This window comes from Rhodoferax sp. GW821-FHT07G04 (assembly GCF_059418585.1).
On sequence record NZ_JBWKQD010000001.1, the window covers coordinates 1,966,270 to 1,983,295 of the forward strand.

The 17,026-nt window shown below is 57.7% G+C and carries 13 protein-coding genes; 3 read left to right on the forward strand and 10 right to left on the reverse strand.

All coding sequences use genetic code 11. The features are described 5' to 3' along the window. Nucleotides 1-51: 51 nt before the first annotated feature. Genes galE through AC07OO_RS09065 form a run of 3 tightly spaced genes read right to left on the reverse strand, consistent with a single transcriptional unit; the run spans nucleotide 52 to nucleotide 5,784 of the window. Nucleotides 52-1,083, reverse strand: coding sequence for a UDP-glucose 4-epimerase GalE (gene galE / locus AC07OO_RS09055; RefSeq protein WP_495081716.1), 1,032 nt, complete (start codon nucleotides 1,081-1,083; stop codon nucleotides 52-54). A gap of 5 nt (nucleotides 1,084-1,088) precedes the next feature. Further along, entirely contained in the window at nucleotides 1,089-3,200 is a 2,112-nt protein-coding gene (locus tag AC07OO_RS09060) for a hypothetical protein (protein WP_495081717.1), read from the reverse strand. A 34-nt stretch (nucleotides 3,201-3,234) separates the two neighbouring features. Then, nucleotides 3,235-5,784 (reverse strand): hypothetical protein, encoded by a 2,550-nt coding sequence (locus AC07OO_RS09065; protein ID WP_495081718.1) that lies wholly within the window; start codon nucleotides 5,782-5,784, stop codon nucleotides 3,235-3,237. A 181-nt stretch (nucleotides 5,785-5,965) separates the two neighbouring features. Here AC07OO_RS09065 and AC07OO_RS09070 point away from each other — a divergent pair, with 181 nt between their 5' ends. After that, on the forward strand, nucleotides 5,966-7,084 hold the full coding sequence (locus tag AC07OO_RS09070; RefSeq protein ID WP_495081719.1) for an acyltransferase family protein: 1,119 nt from the start codon (nucleotides 5,966-5,968) through the stop codon (nucleotides 7,082-7,084). Between the two features lie 33 nt (nucleotides 7,085-7,117). Here the strand turns inward: AC07OO_RS09070 and AC07OO_RS09075 are convergent, their stop codons facing one another. The 7 genes from AC07OO_RS09075 to AC07OO_RS09105 form a co-directional block, all read right to left on the reverse strand. Next, nucleotides 7,118-7,843, reverse strand: a complete 726-nt coding sequence (locus tag AC07OO_RS09075) for a glycosyltransferase family 25 protein (RefSeq protein WP_495081720.1) — start codon at nucleotides 7,841-7,843, stop codon at nucleotides 7,118-7,120. Between the two features lie 71 nt (nucleotides 7,844-7,914). Beyond that, complete coding sequence (locus tag AC07OO_RS09080; protein ID WP_495081721.1) at nucleotides 7,915-8,796, reverse strand: polysaccharide pyruvyl transferase family protein; 882 nt, start codon at nucleotides 8,794-8,796, stop codon at nucleotides 7,915-7,917. Between the two features lie 25 nt (nucleotides 8,797-8,821). Then, on the reverse strand, nucleotides 8,822-9,949 hold the full coding sequence (locus AC07OO_RS09085; protein WP_495081722.1) for a WecB/TagA/CpsF family glycosyltransferase: 1,128 nt from the start codon (nucleotides 9,947-9,949) through the stop codon (nucleotides 8,822-8,824). Then, entirely contained in the window at nucleotides 9,946-11,169 is a 1,224-nt protein-coding gene (locus AC07OO_RS09090; RefSeq protein ID WP_495081723.1) for a glycosyltransferase family 2 protein, read from the reverse strand. Before AC07OO_RS09090 ends, AC07OO_RS09085 begins: the two co-directional genes overlap by 4 nt. Then, entirely contained in the window at nucleotides 11,166-12,377 is a 1,212-nt protein-coding gene (locus AC07OO_RS09095) for a glycosyltransferase family 4 protein (protein WP_495081724.1), read from the reverse strand. The genes AC07OO_RS09090 and AC07OO_RS09095 overlap by 4 nt, the downstream gene beginning before the upstream one ends. A gap of 16 nt (nucleotides 12,378-12,393) precedes the next feature. Next, entirely contained in the window at nucleotides 12,394-13,389 is a 996-nt protein-coding gene (locus tag AC07OO_RS09100; RefSeq protein ID WP_495081725.1) for a glycosyltransferase family 2 protein, read from the reverse strand. Nucleotides 13,390-13,397: 8 nt separating this feature from the next. Next, the gene (locus AC07OO_RS09105) at nucleotides 13,398-14,348 is read right to left on the reverse strand and encodes a glycosyltransferase family 2 protein (protein WP_495081800.1); all 951 of its coding nucleotides are present in this window, start codon (nucleotides 14,346-14,348) and stop codon (nucleotides 13,398-13,400) included. A 131-nt stretch (nucleotides 14,349-14,479) separates the two neighbouring features. Here AC07OO_RS09105 and AC07OO_RS09110 point away from each other — a divergent pair, with 131 nt between their 5' ends. Both AC07OO_RS09110 and AC07OO_RS09115 read left to right on the forward strand, forming a co-directional pair. Next, nucleotides 14,480-15,805, forward strand: coding sequence for an oligosaccharide flippase family protein (locus AC07OO_RS09110; RefSeq protein ID WP_495081726.1), 1,326 nt, complete (start codon nucleotides 14,480-14,482; stop codon nucleotides 15,803-15,805). A gap of 12 nt (nucleotides 15,806-15,817) precedes the next feature. Beyond that, nucleotides 15,818-17,023: a hypothetical protein gene (locus AC07OO_RS09115; RefSeq protein WP_495081727.1), complete on the forward strand. Its 1,206-nt coding sequence runs from the start codon at nucleotides 15,818-15,820 to the stop codon at nucleotides 17,021-17,023. Nucleotides 17,024-17,026: the final 3 nt, after the last annotated feature.

Consider the following 17,026-nt stretch of genomic DNA (forward strand, 5'->3'; position numbering starts at 1 on the left):
TTCTTATTCGAAGTTGTGACACTATGTTGCAGCGCACAACTGCTGCGCAGCTCAGGCCGCTTCGGGGTAACCCTGCGGGTTGTTGCTTTGCCAGCGCCAGGTGTCGGCGCACATGGCTTGCAGATCGCGCGTGGTCCGCCAGCCGAGTTTCTGCAGTGCCAAATCGGCATTGGCGTGGAAACCCGCCAGATCGCCGGCACGGCGCGGCTTGATTTGGTAAGGCACGGATTTACCGCTGGCCGCCTCAAACGCACGGACCAGTTCCAATACGCTATATCCAATGCCGGCGCCCAAGTTGAAAGCCTGGCAGAGACCATTGCCAGCGCCCGCCATCCACTGCAGCGCCCGCAAATGGCCCTCGGCCAGGTCGGTGACATGGATGTAGTCGCGCACACCGGTACCGTCCGGAGTTTCGTAGTCATTGCCAAACACGCTGAGGTATTCGCGCCGGCCAACCGCCACCTGGGCCACAAACGGCATCAGGTTATTGGGCACGCCTTGGGGGTCTTCACCGATCAGCCCGCTCTCGTGCGCACCCACCGGGTTGAAATAGCGCAGGATAGCGAAGCGCCAACTGGCATCGCTGGCAAAGGCGTCACGCAGGATGTCTTCCACCATCAGCTTGGTGCGGCCATAGGGGTTGGTGGGGGCAAAGGGGTGGGCCTCGGTATAGGGCAGAAACTGGGGCGCGCCATAGACGGTGGCAGACGAGCTGAACACCATTGATTTGACGCCACAGGCTTGCATGGCTTCCAACAGACGCAGCGTGCCGACGACGTTGTTGTCGTAATAGGCCAGCGGCTTCTCACCCGACTCACCAACGGCTTTCAGGCCCGCGAAGTGGATGACGGCCGTGGCGCCACTGTTGCGCAGCGCAGCCTCCAGCGCTGCACGGTCCCGCACATCGCCCTGCACGCGGGCCACAGACTTGCCGGTGATGCGCTCCACACGGTTCAAGGCCTCCGGCTTGCTGTTGCAGTAGTTGTCGAACACGGTGACCGCGTAGCCTGCGTTCAGCAACTCCACACAGGTGTGGCTGCCAATATAGCCGGCACCGCCGGTGACCAAGATGTTTTTATCCATACCACTCATTCGACCACCACGTCCTTGACAAAAATATCGGCCAAGCCTTTGGGTGATTCCAGGCGCAGCACGGACAGGCCTGCCGGCAAGGCTACTGTCAACTTGGAGCTGACCGTCGCGGTGTCTGTGGCGTCGGGTGCCAATGCAATGGTTCCCACGCTGCTGCCATTGGCATAGAGCGCGACCGAACCAGTGACCTTGGTCGCGATGTTGAGCGAGACCTTGTAACTGCCCGCCGCAGAGGTACGCAAAGGCACCATGATGTAGGGACTGGCGGCCGCGGGCCGCAACAGATAGCTGGAGCCGTTTACCGCCCAGTCGGCCGCATCAGAGCCAATGGTCTGGGAAGCGGCCGACTTCAGATTCACGGTTGCAGGCACGAGCGTGCCCAAGGTCACGGCGGGCTTGGATTTGGCATTGATCGCGTCTACCGCCTGCAGCTTCACGGAGCTGGTGTCGGACACGGTCTGCGGCGTCAGCTCGTTGGTGAAGCTCCAGGGTGCAGAGCTGCTGTAGACGTAGTACACCAGTTCGTCACCACCCGCCTGGTCCCAGATGTCCTGGGCCAGCAGCATGCGGTCCTTCATGCGCGCGTCGTTGTTGAAGACAGGCGAAATGGCCGCCCCCGCCACTGTTCCGGTTGCGTTGCTCCCCCCGGGGCCAGGCCCCCCTTCATAGGCCACGTATTTCAGGCCATAGGCGTGCACCCAGATGGAGTCTGTCACCGAACTCTTGGCAAACGCAGGCGTCGGCAGGTTGGCAAAATAGCCATCCAAGCTGCCTGCACTGGCCTCCTTGGGATCCAAGCTTGATTCGTAGTAGGCAGCGCCACCGCCGCCATACCAAAGATCGCTAGGCGACCGAGCAACGGGGTTCAGCGGCGTGGAAGGACGCACTTGTCCGTAGAAGGCTTGTGCCCATGCCAAGCCAGTCGATAGGTAGGTGTTGGCATTGCCCACCTGACTGGCAAGAATGGGACGCACCGTACCCATCATGGCCGCATCGCCAAATACATCTCTAAAGCTCAGGCTGATGAAGGCAGAGCGGTAGGCAATCCAGCGCCGCAGTGCCAGGTATTGGTCCGACTGCGGGCCATCAAACGCTATGGGGTGCGTGGTGTCGCCTTTGCGCGCACTGGCCAGCTCCAGTGCCCAGCCAAAGCCTCTGAAACCCGGGCCGAAATTCCAGACCTCGTTGCCATACTCCACATAGACCCGCAGGCCGGGCTTCAGCGGTGCATACACCGGGTTGGCCTGGGGGCCGCTGTAGGGTGTGACGCCGTCACTGCCGTACTTAACCAACTGCGCCAGTTTGCGGATGTAGTCGTCATCCGCACGCACCGGCACATTCAACCAGACGTCGCGGTCGCTCGCGTTCGCCAGCGCTATCAGCAACTCCCAGCTCTGGCCGCTGTCCCCGGTAAAGCCAAAGAAATTGGGTTTGGTGCGCTCGCTCCACGTGGACTGCGGGTTGGTGTTGGCGCTGACAAAATCCATGCCCCGTATCAGCTTGAACTTGCGCATGGCCGCCAGGAACTCGGTGGTAAACAGTGCCGAGCCATCGGTGGCATAGCCGGGTCGCCACAAGCGGATGTTGCTGACACCGTCTCCCTTGGTGGAGGTGCTGCTGCGGTAAGTGTCCCTGAAGACCAGCCAGGCATTGCCGGAGACATCGCTGGACAGCACCAGATCAGCCTTGCTGGTGTTGCTGGCGGCGTCATAGCTGGCGTTTTGCACGTTGCCGGCACCGCCGGCCGTGACCGTGGCGCGCCCGCTGAATTGCAGCTTGTAGGTCCCGGCGCCGATCTTGGTGGATGAATAAATCAGTTGAAAATCGCGGCCTGGGTTGCCGTTGGCGTCGGCCGCCACGTCGTACGACCAATCCAGCCCCCTGGGCTGGGCATGGCGGGCCGCATCGGCCATGGCGAAGCTGCGGTCGTAATAGCTCAAGGCACCGACCCCCACACCCACGCGCTGCTGCGACACGATGGGAATGGGTGTCGTCGGGCTGTTGCTCTGCGTTGGCGCTGCCCCACCCCCTCCGCCCCCGCCGCAAGCCACCAAGCAAGCGCTCAGCAGCGCGGCCAAGCCCTGCAGCTTGCTTCGTCTCAAATCCATCGGGTTTTCCTTCCTGTGACCATTGCGTTTTTATCTATTGTGCCGCACGCAAAAACAACCAATTCGATTGCAGTTTGGCGTCCAGCTTGATGGTGTAGACACCATCCCGGTAATTCACGGGGACCTCTTTGAGTTGCTGTTGCGCATCCCGCTTGGTCAGCTTCAGTCCCTTGGGCGCGCGAACCTGCAACTCGCCTTCCAGTGGCTCGACATGAAAGGGGGGTTGCTTGTTGGCTGGGGGCACCGCGCGGCTGCCCAAAGACAGCATCAGGTTTCTGGATTGTGCAATGGGCGCGCCGTCCAGGCTTTGGACCGCGATGCTGGCATTGGGCGTGCGAAGCTTGATGCCAATGTCTTGCAGGCGCACGGCTTCCGCGCCCAACCATCCCATCGCCGCCTGGGTGCGCGGGGTGTTGATGGTGTAGGTTCCACGCGCCCAGTTGTGGACAAGTTCCCCGGTATCGCTGGTCGCCTGCGACGCGTCCGGTTCCACCACCGACGCTACGGGGTTGCGTAGCACCTGGGCGTTCGATGGCCAGGTGCTTCTGCTCAGCCACGGCAGTGACGGGGTAGCTGGCATGGCCACCACCAACTTGCCCACCTCGGCGGCCGTGCGCAAGGCCACCGCATTGGCCGGTGACAGTGGTTGCTGAAACAGCATTTCGGCGCCAGGATCGAAGACATAGGTGCTCGTCGCTTCGTGTACATGGCCCTGGCGGTACATCAGTGCCGCGGCGGGCAGCATGGCCAATAGCGCGGGATCGTTGTAGGCATGCCAGTTGGAGGCGCTGCCTGGCCCTCTGATCGGCTCTTGCGAGTAGGCGTATTGCAACAGGGCATCCCACCCTTGGTGGCTGGCCATACCAGCCACAAACAGCGGCAGGGTATGGCGGTCCGGTGTGGGAAAGGGCTCGGCATTCCACTCGCTGACCGTCATGGGTTTGCCGGCCACCTGTCCCGCCGCCATCCAGTGCGCGATATTGGGCGCAGTCAGCGGGCTTTTTTCCAACTGCCCCAGGCCGCCATAGGCGTGCACATCGATGATGTCGCCCACCGTCAATGCCGGCAGAGAACTCAGGGGATTGCCACCCCAGGTGCTGGTGCTGGCAATGGGCACTTGCACGCCCAGGCCGCGCAGCTGGGCCAACATCTCTGCGTTGACCCGTCGTTCCAGATCGTTCAAAAACAGTTTGGAAGGGCCATATTCCCAGGATCGCCACACCTTGTCTTTGGGAAGCCCCTGGGCGCGGGCAAAGCTATCGGCTTCGGCGGTATACAGGCGGTTGTGTTCCGGCACCTTTTTGTCGGGCAGCAAGGAATTGCCAAAGTGGTGGGTGATGTCGTTCTCGTTGGTGATCAGCATCGCTGCAATCGCCGGCTCATCCTTGTAGGCTTTGCCGGTGTAGGGGTTGGCGTGCGTGACATAGGCTTCATTGAAGCGCTGCATCGCGCTCTGGATGCTGGGGTTCACATAGCTATAGCCCTTGAGATCGGCCACTTCTTTGCCTTTGCGGATTTCGTCAAAACCAAAGATGTTGTCGGCCGCCTTGAAGGCGCGTTGCACATGGAGGTCCATCCAGATGTAAATACCTTCGTCTTTCAGGCATTTGATCCACCAGTCCAGCTTGTCCATGGCCTCCGCATTGAGTCGTCGGGTGTCGGTCACCACCTTGGCGTCTCCAAACACATTGGGCGTTACCCAGGGCGAATCGTGGTGATGCAACCGAACCAGGTTGAATCCCAGCTTGGACAGGCGTTGGGCCTGCTCGCGCACGGCCTCTTTCGGTGTGCCGAACAAGGTATAGGCCGATATATTGGTGCCCCAAAAACGGGCGAGACTGCCATCGGCAAACTGCAGTCGTTCACCCACCGCCTTCACGAAGCCGCGCTTACCGGCCGGCGCTTCGGTTGCGTTCAAAAAGGCCAGGTCCACAGGTGCGGTCTTCCAGTCCACGGTGTCTGTCGGCCAAGTCGACGGGTCCGTCAATCCGAAGCGTTCACCTGCAGTGGGGCCTATGCCCATGTCACCAGACACGGTCAGCGTAATCGTATGTTGGAGTCTGCCCTGTGCGATGGCATTCTTGTAGAAAAAGGCCCGGACTTCGGTTTTCTTGTCCTGCTCGAAATAGACGCTCGCCAACGGGGGCTCGAAACGCATCTCAAGTCGCGCCTTGCCGTCGCGTCCCCAGACCCACCCGCGGTTGTCGGGTAACAAGGCAGGCTCCCCCATTTCCGTACCAAAGTTGGCCAGATCAAACTTGAAAACCATGCCCCCGCCAATCACCTCCGGACGTGAACCATGGGCCTCCAAGTTCAGCGCCCAGACCAATTGCCGAGCGGAAGGCTTCTGAATATCGGCCACGAGGTCAACGTCCAGTGGTTTGCTCTTGCCCACCAAGCTGTAATGGTATGGAGCAACCACCTTGACACCCGCTCCTGTTTCAAGGCCTGCCCAGGACCATTTGGCGCCCCAGAATGCAAAAGAGGGCGTCATCGCATTCACCCCATTTTTGACAAGCATGGGCAGGCCGGTCTTCTCGTCCACGCTGGCAATGTAGGTGGACGACGTTTGCGCCCAAGCCATTGGTGCAGTGGACAATACGATCAGGCTAAGCGCTATGCGAATACCGCAACGGTGTAACAAGTGTTTGAGTTGTTGCATTGAATGGTTGTAAGGAGTTATATCTAGCGGTGTTAGGCGCAAGGCCTGCTCTACACTTTCTCTTAGCCGAGGAGCTTCAGAGCCTTTCTAATTTTGAGATTCCATGAAACTAGCAGCATACGCAGGCCATTCCGACAACAATTTCCATTTGATGCGCATCGTCGCTGCATTTGCCGTGCTGGTAACACACAGCTTTGCACTATCGACAGGCAACGCAAATGCCGAGCCGCTCCGCGGCAGTCTTGGTATGACGTTAGGTTCTATGTCCGTCGACATATTTTTCATCATCAGCGGCTTTCTGGTTACTGCAAGCCTTCTGAAGACACAAAGTGCGATCGCTTTTTTCTGGGCGCGCGTGCTGCGAATATTCCCCGCATTGATTGTGATGTTGTTGCTCGTCGTCTTTGTACTGGGCAGTTACTTCACATCACTCTCGCTGTTCACCTATCTCACCGCACCCAAGACTTACTCCTATTTCTTGAAATGTGCCACTCTCGTTTTTGATGTCGGATGGACGCTGCCGGGCGTCTTCCCTTTCAATCCCTTGAAAAATGCAGTCAACGGATCGCTGTGGACTATGCCATACGAGATTTACATGTACGGCATTCTGCTTGCAGTGTGGCTCGCATTGGGCGCATGGATAGCGGACCGGGCGAAACTGTTCAAACTCGCCATCCTGACGGCGATGACCGCATCAGGCGTAATCCTTCTGACGGGCCACTTGCTGTTCGATACTGAAATCGAAGGGTGGTTCATGAAACTCTTCTTCATGTTCTTCAGTGGCGCAGGCTTTTACGTGTTGAAACACAAAATCACCCTCTCGCGCACGGCATTTTGGATTTGCGTAATCGGTTTGCTGATGACGGCTCAACTCGACAGAAGACTTTTCTTTGCCTTCTACGTCATGACGCTCGCGTACACCGTATTCTTTTTGGTCTACGTCCCTTCAGGACCGATCAGACGCTACAACCGGATGGGGGACTATTCATACGGCGTGTATATCTACGCATTCCCTATTCAGCAAGCCATTGCGGCTTTGTCGCCTGGTGTTTCGGTACTGGCAATGGTGAGTCTGTCTTCTGTCTTCACACTGACCATGGCCATTTTGTCTTGGCACTTACTGGAGAAGAATGCACTCAAACTCAAAGGTGCTTTCGTTCATCGCACCCGCGCGAACCCCTGGATTGCATCCGTACGACCCAGCTTCGGCAAAGGCAGTTGATGCCCGTGACGTTCTCCGATCCGCAAACCAGGCCTATGCGTAGCGCAACCACAGGATGCGCAGTCTGCGCATTGCCGCCGCCAGAGTCTTCAACCCGATGATCTTGTCAAACCATCGAAACCCGGCGATATCGCTGGGCGATGGGCGCTGAAACCCCAGATTGGGCACCGCGATCTGCGTCACGCATTCGGGATGTTGCATGCGGAAAGTGGAATAGGCGCCATCGACATGCATCGGTCCACCATCCGGATGGCCAGGCGGGCGTTCCAGCATGGCTTCAAAGCAGTTGACCAAGTGCGCAATCACATCACCACGGAAAGCGATGAAGTGTGACTGCATCAGCGGCTTTTCATACTTCTCAAATCGCAAGGCCCCTCCGGTCTCGCAATCCACCATGTGGCCCAGGTAAACGATGTCATAGCCATCGGCTTGGACGTGTCGCGCAACCGCTTCCTGGTGCCTCTTGAGAAAGTTGTTGAACATCAAATCGTCTTCAACAATCAAAATTCTTTTCATGCCGCGGTCACGGGCCAAGCGATGGATTTCAAGATGGCTCATAAAACAGCCACGCGCGCCTATGCTGGGAAATCCCCCGGCATCCTTGGGCTTGACCGCCGGGAAAATCTCTATCTTGTCTCGATCGGACACCCCTAGCCAATCCAGCTCGCTGCCAATTGCCTTGCGCCTATCGGTTCGCTCAACCAAGTTGATGACAAATACCTTGTCAAAGCAAGCGAGAAATGTATTGTTGGAAATCATGGTGGGAAGGTTGATGTCAAGTGTTCACAGCACTCGAGGATTTGAATCTGGCAGGTGCGGTGCGACCATACCTAGGTTGCATGCATTGTCAACTTCTTAAACCGGTCTTTCAACGAGAAGTTGAAGATTGACATGTTCTTGCCATAGGAGTTGTCATAGAAATGCACTTCCTTGTTCAATAACAATGAGGCGATGCAAACATGCAGTCGGTTGGTGTTCACCACATCATGCCGATTGATGAAATCAAAGAAAACATTGGCTGTTTCACGCGCATGGAATGGCGACATATCGAGTCCGCACAAAGTTTGCGAGAGGTCTACATTTGAGAACGGAATAGCGACAGATGTTCGCTCTACGTCCTCCCGAAAAACATTGAGAATCTTGGGATGGTGCACATTGCGAACGCTGTGGAATGCCTTACGGATACCTCGCTTTGCTCTGCGAGAGAGCAAAACCCCATCGCGACATTCTTTGGCGTGCGTTGATCGGTATTGCAGCGTCAGATCAACATTGCTGTGCAATGCCACGTCGTGTGCCATATAGACATTTGCGCGGGTTTTGGTACCCGACATGAACTCGTAGGATGGCAGGTCTCTGCAGAAGAGATCCACATTGGCGGACATCTGCTCGAACAACTCCGGATACGACCGGATCGTATGGGGCAATACCACCAGCCTGGCCGCGCTCTGATGGTGCCTCTCTATGAAATCGCGCGCATTGGGGTAGGGCTGGACCAGGTTACCACCGCCTCCATACACCACGACCTTACCGGCGGTGGCTTGCAAGCCGACGTCCGTTGATACATATTCATACTGGATATTCAGTTTGTCGAAAAGCTGGTACGTCGCATTGGCAATGATGCCGTCGCCAGCATTGCCAGGATTAGGGCAGTACACCACCGTTTGCCCGGAGAACTGGGTCAGATACTCTTCCAAATTTTTTACTGCGTGCATGGGAGTTGTCGGTCAATCAATTCAGTCAGTGGGGGAGGGTAAGCGCCATGGTTGGCAGGCCTATTTCGCTACGGATATGAAGGCTGTGCCGGCTCGTATTCGATGCAGACACAAACTGTATGGGTTTACCACGCCTCAGGCCATGGGCCTGAAGCATCTGCAGCAGAGCTAGGAATGCAGTGTCGATGTAGCAGATATTGCTGGTATCGATCGTGTAATCTTTCCCGGACTCACACCATCGGGTGCAGGCCGCTCGGAATGCCGAAACATTTTCCTGTGTGCAGTTTCCGAACAACTGCAAGTGCGTCCCATCCGCAGACTCTATGCACTTGAAAGAAGGTGTATTTTGATCCCCGTGGGCGATGCTCTTGAACTGCCAGCGGTAGCGCAAGCCCAAGGGGATTTTGGTCACCAACAACTTGAGCAGCGCACGACCATCATTGAAATAGCGTCGCCACAGCTCCGGCTCTTCCTTCACCCGCCACAGCCACTCCAATCCCGTTTTCTGCATCCAACGTGGCGCACGCTGCACACTTCCCACGACGAAGTTAACAACTGCGCCTAAATGGCTGACAACGGGAACGTTGAGAGCCTCCAAATTGTGTTCAATCCAGGCTTGTCCCTTGGCAGCCCCCAAAGAGACAACCAGAAAGTCCGCGCCCGATTGATTGATCCTTTCAAGGGTGCTAGCGCTACTCATGTCCTGCACCGATCCATAGCCGGGCGACTCAAAGCCCACGCATTCCATGCCCTTGTGCTCGGTGTTGATCTGCTGCGCGGCCCGCTCAGCAATGCCCGGAGGCCCGCCAAAGAAATAGACCTTGATCGGCTTGCCATGGCCATTGCGCAATGCCTCAAATACATCCGACCCTGCCACCCGCTCGGGAATGGGAATTCCCATGAGTCGTGCAAGCCAGACTACCGGCATGCCGTCGGCCAGGCTCAGGTCACTGTGGACGACAGAGTCCCGAAAGGCCGCGTTCTTCTGGGCAGCCATCAAAAAATTGAGATTGGGCGTGGAAACAAAGCACGGCGTCCGGTTATCTATCGCCATGCGGATGCGGGCCACCGCATCGTCCAGCGTGATGGCATCGAAAGGCAGGCCCAATAGAGAATGGACGTTGCGATTGAAGTCGGGAGCCTGGCTCTTCATAGCTCACCATCGCGCTTGCTGCGCACCCAAGCGCTTTGCCGCTTGATCAAAAAGTAAAAGTACAACGGGACCTTTGCCAAGACATAAAGAGGCACATGGCACAACTGCCTCAGGCTGATGATGCTGCGTCCAAAGCGCCACCAGGCCAACAAGACCGCCAATCCGAGCATGGTGATCATCAAGCCGGATAGCAGCGCGGGCAATGCGCTTCCGCCCAACCCAGACAGTGCCATGCCAGCCACACCTGTGCCTACGGTCAATAGAACCAGCAACGCCAGCGGCGGCACGCAGAGATCCAGTGCCATGGCCAGCAAAGAGCCATTGGCGCTGGTACAGGCTTGCCATAGAAGCCTAGGCACCTGTGTAACGATGACACCCAAATGCCCGTGCTCCCAGCGGGTGCGCTGGGTTTGCAAGCCCTCCGTTGCAACCGGGAACGCACTGGTCACCAGTGCGTCGGAGCAAAAAATGGGGGCTACACCTTGGCAGGCCAAATCAATTCCCAACTGCATATCTTCAACAATGTGGCCTGTGCTGAGCTTCGCTTGACTGATATGCGGCCAAGTGAAAGCCATACCGGTCCCCATCAACTGGCACGGCAACCCCAGCCGGTGATAACCCAGAGCGCGCACTTTGTTTTTGACCAACCAAGCCAACTCAGCCAGTCGAGTCTTTACGCCAGCCCCCACCGGGGACCGCATCAAATACAGTGCTTGCGTCGGTCTGTTCGATGCTGCACATTGGCGGGCCAGCGTGTCTACTGCACCGGGTGAGAGCAGACAGTCCGCATCTACGACCACCACGATATCCGGTGGATTGCGTTCCAAATGCCGCACCCCATGGTCCAACGCATAGCCTTTGCCACGCAGTTGGTCGTTATGCCGCTCTATGACTTCCACGAACCCCGACGAGCCTGCGCATGCCCGAACGATATCTGCAGTGGCGTCGGTGCAGTTGTCTGCGACCACCAGCAGCCGTCGACCCGACCTCAGTTGGGGCAACAGCGCTTGCAACACAGTCGCAATACCGGCGGCCTCGTTGTGGGCAGGCATCAGCAGGCATACCTCAAGACGCTCGGGGCTGGCCTCAACGGGATCCCGCGGCATTTTTTCGTTTTTTTCGATGGCAAGCCAAGCAGCCAGCACCTGCACCAGCAGCACCATACAGGGCACCAGCAGCACCAGGGTCACGATTAGCAGTGCGCTCGACAGAACGGTCATATCCCGGCTCTCTGCAAAAGCTCCGCCAGTTTGGCAGCCTCGGTATCAATGGAATGTCGCTGCAATACGCGTGTGTGCGCTGCAGCCCCCATTTCCGCCAATCGGGCGGTGGGGGTGGCAAGGCAATGTTCCATGGCCTGCGCCAATGCATCAACAGCACCCGCAGAAAACAACCAACCGACCTCCCCGTGGCTGACCAGCTCTGGTATGCCCGCCACCGCCGTCGTCAGCACCGGGCGGCGCAATGCCATGGCCTCCATGATGACGACCGGCAAGCCCTCGGCAAAACTTGGCAAGACCAGGGCCCGTGCGGCCAGCAGTTCCTCGCGCACCTGGGTACTGCTGATCCACCCTGTGATGCGTACCTGCTTTTGCAAACCATTTTGGACGATGAGTGCCTCTACCTCGGCGCGCATCTCACCATCTCCCGCCAGCACCAACTCACAGGCAATGCCACGCTGCCGCAGGCTGGCGAGCGCTTGCACCAGCAACAATTGCCCCTTCTGTTCACACAGGCGCCCCACGCAAACCAGGCGCGGTACATCGGGCGGGTCGGTGGGATGTCCGCTATGAAAGGAGGCTTCCAGCCCACAATGCACGACATGGATCTTGGGCCATTGGGTGTGATCCACCCAACGGTACAGCTGGCTGCGACCAAAGGAGCTGATAGCGACCACAAATTGGGACCGGCGTATTTTCTCGCCCAGATGAATGAACTGCGGCTTGTCAAACTCTTCGGGGCCATGCACGGTAAAGCTATACCCAGGCCCCCCAAGCGCGTTGACCAGCATGACGACTTCGGCGCTGTTGGTACCGAAGTGGGCATGGATATGACCTGCGCCCTGTTGATGCAGCCAGGGCAGTATGCGACAGGCTTCAGCCAAGTAGATCAAATGGTAAGGAAGTGATCGATCCGCATGACGCGACATTTTTGCCGCCAGGACCAGCGCCGACCAGAAACGCAGGGGCGCTTTGAACAGGGTGCATAACGCAGCCCATACCAAAGGCAGTACACCGCCCTGCAATACATATTGCGTGCGACTCTTCTCGGCCAGGTCTTCGGGATCCGCAACCACGTCAGCCCAACCACGCAGAGCAATGCGCTGCACCTCAAATCCCTGGCGCTCCAGCGCCAGAATTTCCCGTCGGATAAAGCTGTGGCTGACCTTGGGGTACTGGTTGATGAAATAGGCAATGCGTGTGGTCATGGCGTGCAATAAAACATCACTTGTACTCGATCAATATGGCACGCTTGCCCAGAACGCGGTTCAGCAGGAACTGGAATTGGCCCAGGACCTCCGGCACTTTGCCCACGACCAGCAAGGTCGCATACCATCCGGCACCCGGCAGGGTGCTGCGCATGCGCATGTAAATCCGCAGCACCTGCACAGGAAATGCCAATAGCAACGCCAAGCACCAAGGGCTGGCGGCGGCACCCAACACGATTGCCGTCGCGGGAATGCCCGCTCCCCACAACCAGGCACTGCGCGATTCACGCACCCAGTGCCGTTCCGGCGGCTTGCCATGCAGCGCCGCACCTTCTGCGAACGCGTAACCTGTCCGCTTGGATCGGGCCCACCATTGGCGAAAGCGCAGCATGGCCGCGTCGTGCAAGGCCATGTCCTGGTCGATCCGCAAAATCTTCCAGCCCGCAGCGCGCAGGCGGATACAGAGCTCCGGCTCCTCTCCCGCAATCAGTGTTTCCAAAAAGCCCGCGCTGGACTCGAACGCCACAACGCGAAATAGCGCAATGCCGCCACAGGCCTTCGCCTCGCCAACGGGGGTGTTCCACTCGTTGTCGCAGACTTGGTTATAGATGCTCTTCTCGGGGAAGCGCTCCCGAAGCCGCCCACACACTACCGCGACTGCGGGGTTGCTTTGCATGGTGGATTGGGCCGCGCCAAGCCAGTCGGGTAGCAACTCGCAGTCGCCATCAATGAACTGCACATAAGCAGCTTCTGGCTCGACCTGGATGGCTCGCTGGAAGCCGGCATTGCGTGCGCGGGCTGCAGTGAATGGGAGGGACATATCCAGATCCACGACTTGGCAGCCCAAGCCCCGAGCGTAGTCTGCAGAGCCGTCACTGGAACCTGAATCTACATACACCACCGCCCGTGCCAACCCGGTCTTCAGAACCGATGCAAGGCAGGTCTTCAGTCGATCGCCTTCATTTCGACCGATGGCAACCACGACCAGTTTGGCACCATTGTGCTGAACCATGCTGTCCACTACCGGGTTGGCTGGGTAGCCCAGCGCGTGCGCACAAACGTGGAGCACACCAGGGCGGTGTGATTCCAAGCCGCTATGGCGTCCAATGCGACCCCAGGTTTGAAGATGCGTTTGAAAGCGTTGATACCGTCAGCCAGCACGGTGAGCAATACATTGCCCCACACAGCAGCCCGTCCATGGTTCTTCCGGAAATACAGAAGCTCACTCTCTACCTGCAAGGCCTCCAACTGCCTACCGCCTGGGGTGATCGCGCCGTCGGACTTGGCACTTTCCCCACCGAGGTGAACCACCGGCGTGTGGGGATAGAACACCACGTCCCACCCGGCCTTCTTGGCCGCAAAGCAATGGTCCACCTCCTCGAAGTACAAAAAGTACCGAGGGTCAAACAGACCGACTTGCGCAATCACCTCTTTGCGGACCAGGTAGTAGCAACCAACGACCCAGTCGCAGGTGCGCACTGCATCATGGGCCCAGTCCATATCGTCCACCATGCGAACACCGCTGAACAGCCGATTGAGACCCGTTCGGTGAAGAAAAATATTCCATGGTGTTGGGAAGTACCGGCAACTGGGCTGCAGCACACCGTCACGTCCCTCGAGCCGTGTACCTAGAATTCCACACTGCGGATGCGCATCCATGTAGGCAACCGTCTCGGTCAAAGCCTCCGGGGGCACAAATGCATCGGTATTGAGCAGCAATACATACCGGCCACTGATGGCGGCCAAGGCTTGGTTATTGGCACGTCCAAAGCCAATGTTTTGGCTGTTGACAATAAGAGGACAATCAGCGAACTCTCGCTGGATCAGTTCGACTGAATTGTCCTTGGAGGCGTTATCTACAAATACGACTTCCACCCGCAAACCTTGGGCTGCGGCGCGCAGCTTGTCCATGCACTCACGCAGCAGATTCTCAGTGTTGTAGCTAACGATGATGGTGGAAACGTCAATCATGCCGTGGGGATTTGCGCGCGCAGCAGCGGGTAACAGGGAATTATCATCGACCCCTTGCACCTATGACCCGTTGAACCCGTAAAAACGGTGGCACTTTTTCAATTCGATACAAGTTTGAGGCACCCATACCCATGAATCAACGCACCCCGTCCCTGAAGCGGGCTGTCCTGACCGGATCTTCTTGGACCTTGCTGAGTGTGGGTGCGGGACAATTGATCCGCCTTGGTAAGAGCTTGATCCTGACGCGGATGCTGTTTCCAGAGGCCTATGGCGTGATGGCCATCGTATGGTCAGTCCTGTATGTGTTGACCATGCTGTCAGATGCCGGGCTGGCTGCTGCGGCGATTCGCCATGAAAGAGCCCGCGAACCGAGCTTCATCAACACCTTGTGGACGGCAAAAGTGCTCCGCGGCTTCATGATTCTCGTCGTGGCTTGTGTGATCGCTTATCCGGTTTCCTACGGGTACAAGATGCCGGATCTGGTGTGGCTGGTTCCTTTGGCTGGATTAACCGTGGCTATCAATGGTTTCAACTCAACGAATGTGTACAGCCAGCAACGCCAGATGGTCTATGGACGGCTGACCTTTATCGAACTCAGCAACGAGGTGATTGGGTTGTTGGTGATTGTGGTTTGGGCTTACTTCAGACCTGGGGTGGGCGCCATGATTGGTGCCGCCCTTGCCAGCGCCGTGTACTTCTTGGCGGCCTCGCATCTGTTGCTTCCGGGTGCGAGGAATCGATTTGCATGGGACCGTGAGGCGGTCCATGACATTTTTCATTTCGGAAAGTGGGTGTTTCTCAGCAGCATCATCTTTTTGATTTACACCCAAGGCGACCGCATGCTGCTGGGCCACTATCTGGATGTCAAGATGCTGGGTGTCTACAGCATTGCCATCATGATCAGCGAGATTGTGAGTGGCGTGATCGGCAAGCTGAATAATGCGGTGCTATACCCCGCTCTAAGCCGGGTCATCAACCAGGATCGCCACCGCTTGAAGGAGGTGTTTTACAAGACCCGCCTGGGTTTCGATTTTGTCATCGTGCTGCCCATTGCCGTATTGATGGTCATCGCAAGTCCCGTCGTAGCGTTGATGTACGACTCTCGCTACCAGGCGGCCGGCTGGATTTTGCAAATATTGTGCGTCCGGTTGCTGATGATTGCCGTGCTGAGCACCAGTGAGGCTTGCCTCTTCGCCCTGGGCAAACCCAAATTCGCAGTGATACAGAACGCCTGCCGCGCTAGCTGGATATTGCTCGGCATTCCGCTGGCTTGGCATAGCGGCGGCATCGTCGGGGTTGTGTGGGTGGTCGCCACTACCGAGATACCGGTTTTTGCCGTGTTGTGGTTTGGGATGGCGCGGGAGAAGCTCCTCTCCCCACTGCGCGAAGCGCGGTCGCTGGGGGCTCTGCTTATAGGCTTGCTCCTGGGAACCGTCTTGCAGCGTTTTCTTTTCTAGCATCCTCCACATATGCCCTTGCAAACCTTAAGAGTCGAAAGCATTGCAGAACAGCACAATGTCGTTGCCATCGCGATTGGCAACGCACGGTATTTTTTTAGCGCTTCAGGAGCCTCTATTGCCTTGAATGGCGAAGCGCTGGCTTCTGCAGCTGCCATGCTGGCTATGCAAGCGCGCGCGTGTCTGCAAGTGGACCGCCCCATCTCCGCCAAATACCAGCAGGGACTGCAACACATCGGCGTCATTTTTCAGCAGTGGTTTGGTTTTGCGCCGCTGCCCCCGGTGGACGCCCCACGCATGCCCACAGCAATCCCGGCGAAGATCGGAACGCGCGTTGGGGCCTTCTTTTCCGGTGGCGCCGACTCTCTGTACACCTTGCTCAAGCACCGTGAGGAAATCACAGACCTGATCCTCGTTCTCGGCATGGACATTCCACTATCGGATACCAAGCAAGCAGCGGTTACGGAGGCAGCGGCCCGCGATGTGGCCACCCAGTTCGGGAAGAACTTGGTCGTGGTCCAGACCAATCTGCGCGCAGCCATCGAGCGTGCCCGCCTGGACTGGGGTACCCAGGCGCACGGGGCGGTGCTGGCAACTGTTGGACATCTGCTGTCCGAAGATTTTCACAAAATCTATATCGCGTCCTCCCATACCTACCAGGGCTTGTTTCCCTGGGCAAGCCACCCCGTGGTCGACTATCACTGGAGCAGCGATCGCCTGCGGTTTGTGCACGATGGCTGCGATGCCACCCGCGTGCAGAAGATTCAGCGCATCGCCGAGGACCCTATTGCCCTACCGGCGTTACGTGTGTGTTGGATGTCTAGTGGCGGGGTCTACAACTGCGGTGTTTGTAGCAAATGCGTCCGCACCATGATCAGTTTGATCGCGGTGAATGCATTGGATAGAGCCACGTCATTCCCCAACACACTGTCACCTAAAGCCGTTAGCCGTCTGAAGCTGCACAAGGCCAACGACATGCTTTTTGCTGCCGAAAACATTGCCGTGTTGGAGCAGTCGGGTGCATCGCCAGAAATCTTGGCATCCCTCAAGCGCGCGCTGAGTCTCTCCCGGCTACGGGCAGGGATCACAGCGCTGATTGCCCTGTTTCCAACCATCGAACATACATTGAAGGCTGTGCACGGATACTTCAAACCGCAGCCTCGTCCCGCCGAACTGGTCGCGGCTGCGTTTGATGTCCCGCCGCCGCCACCCAACTAGCAA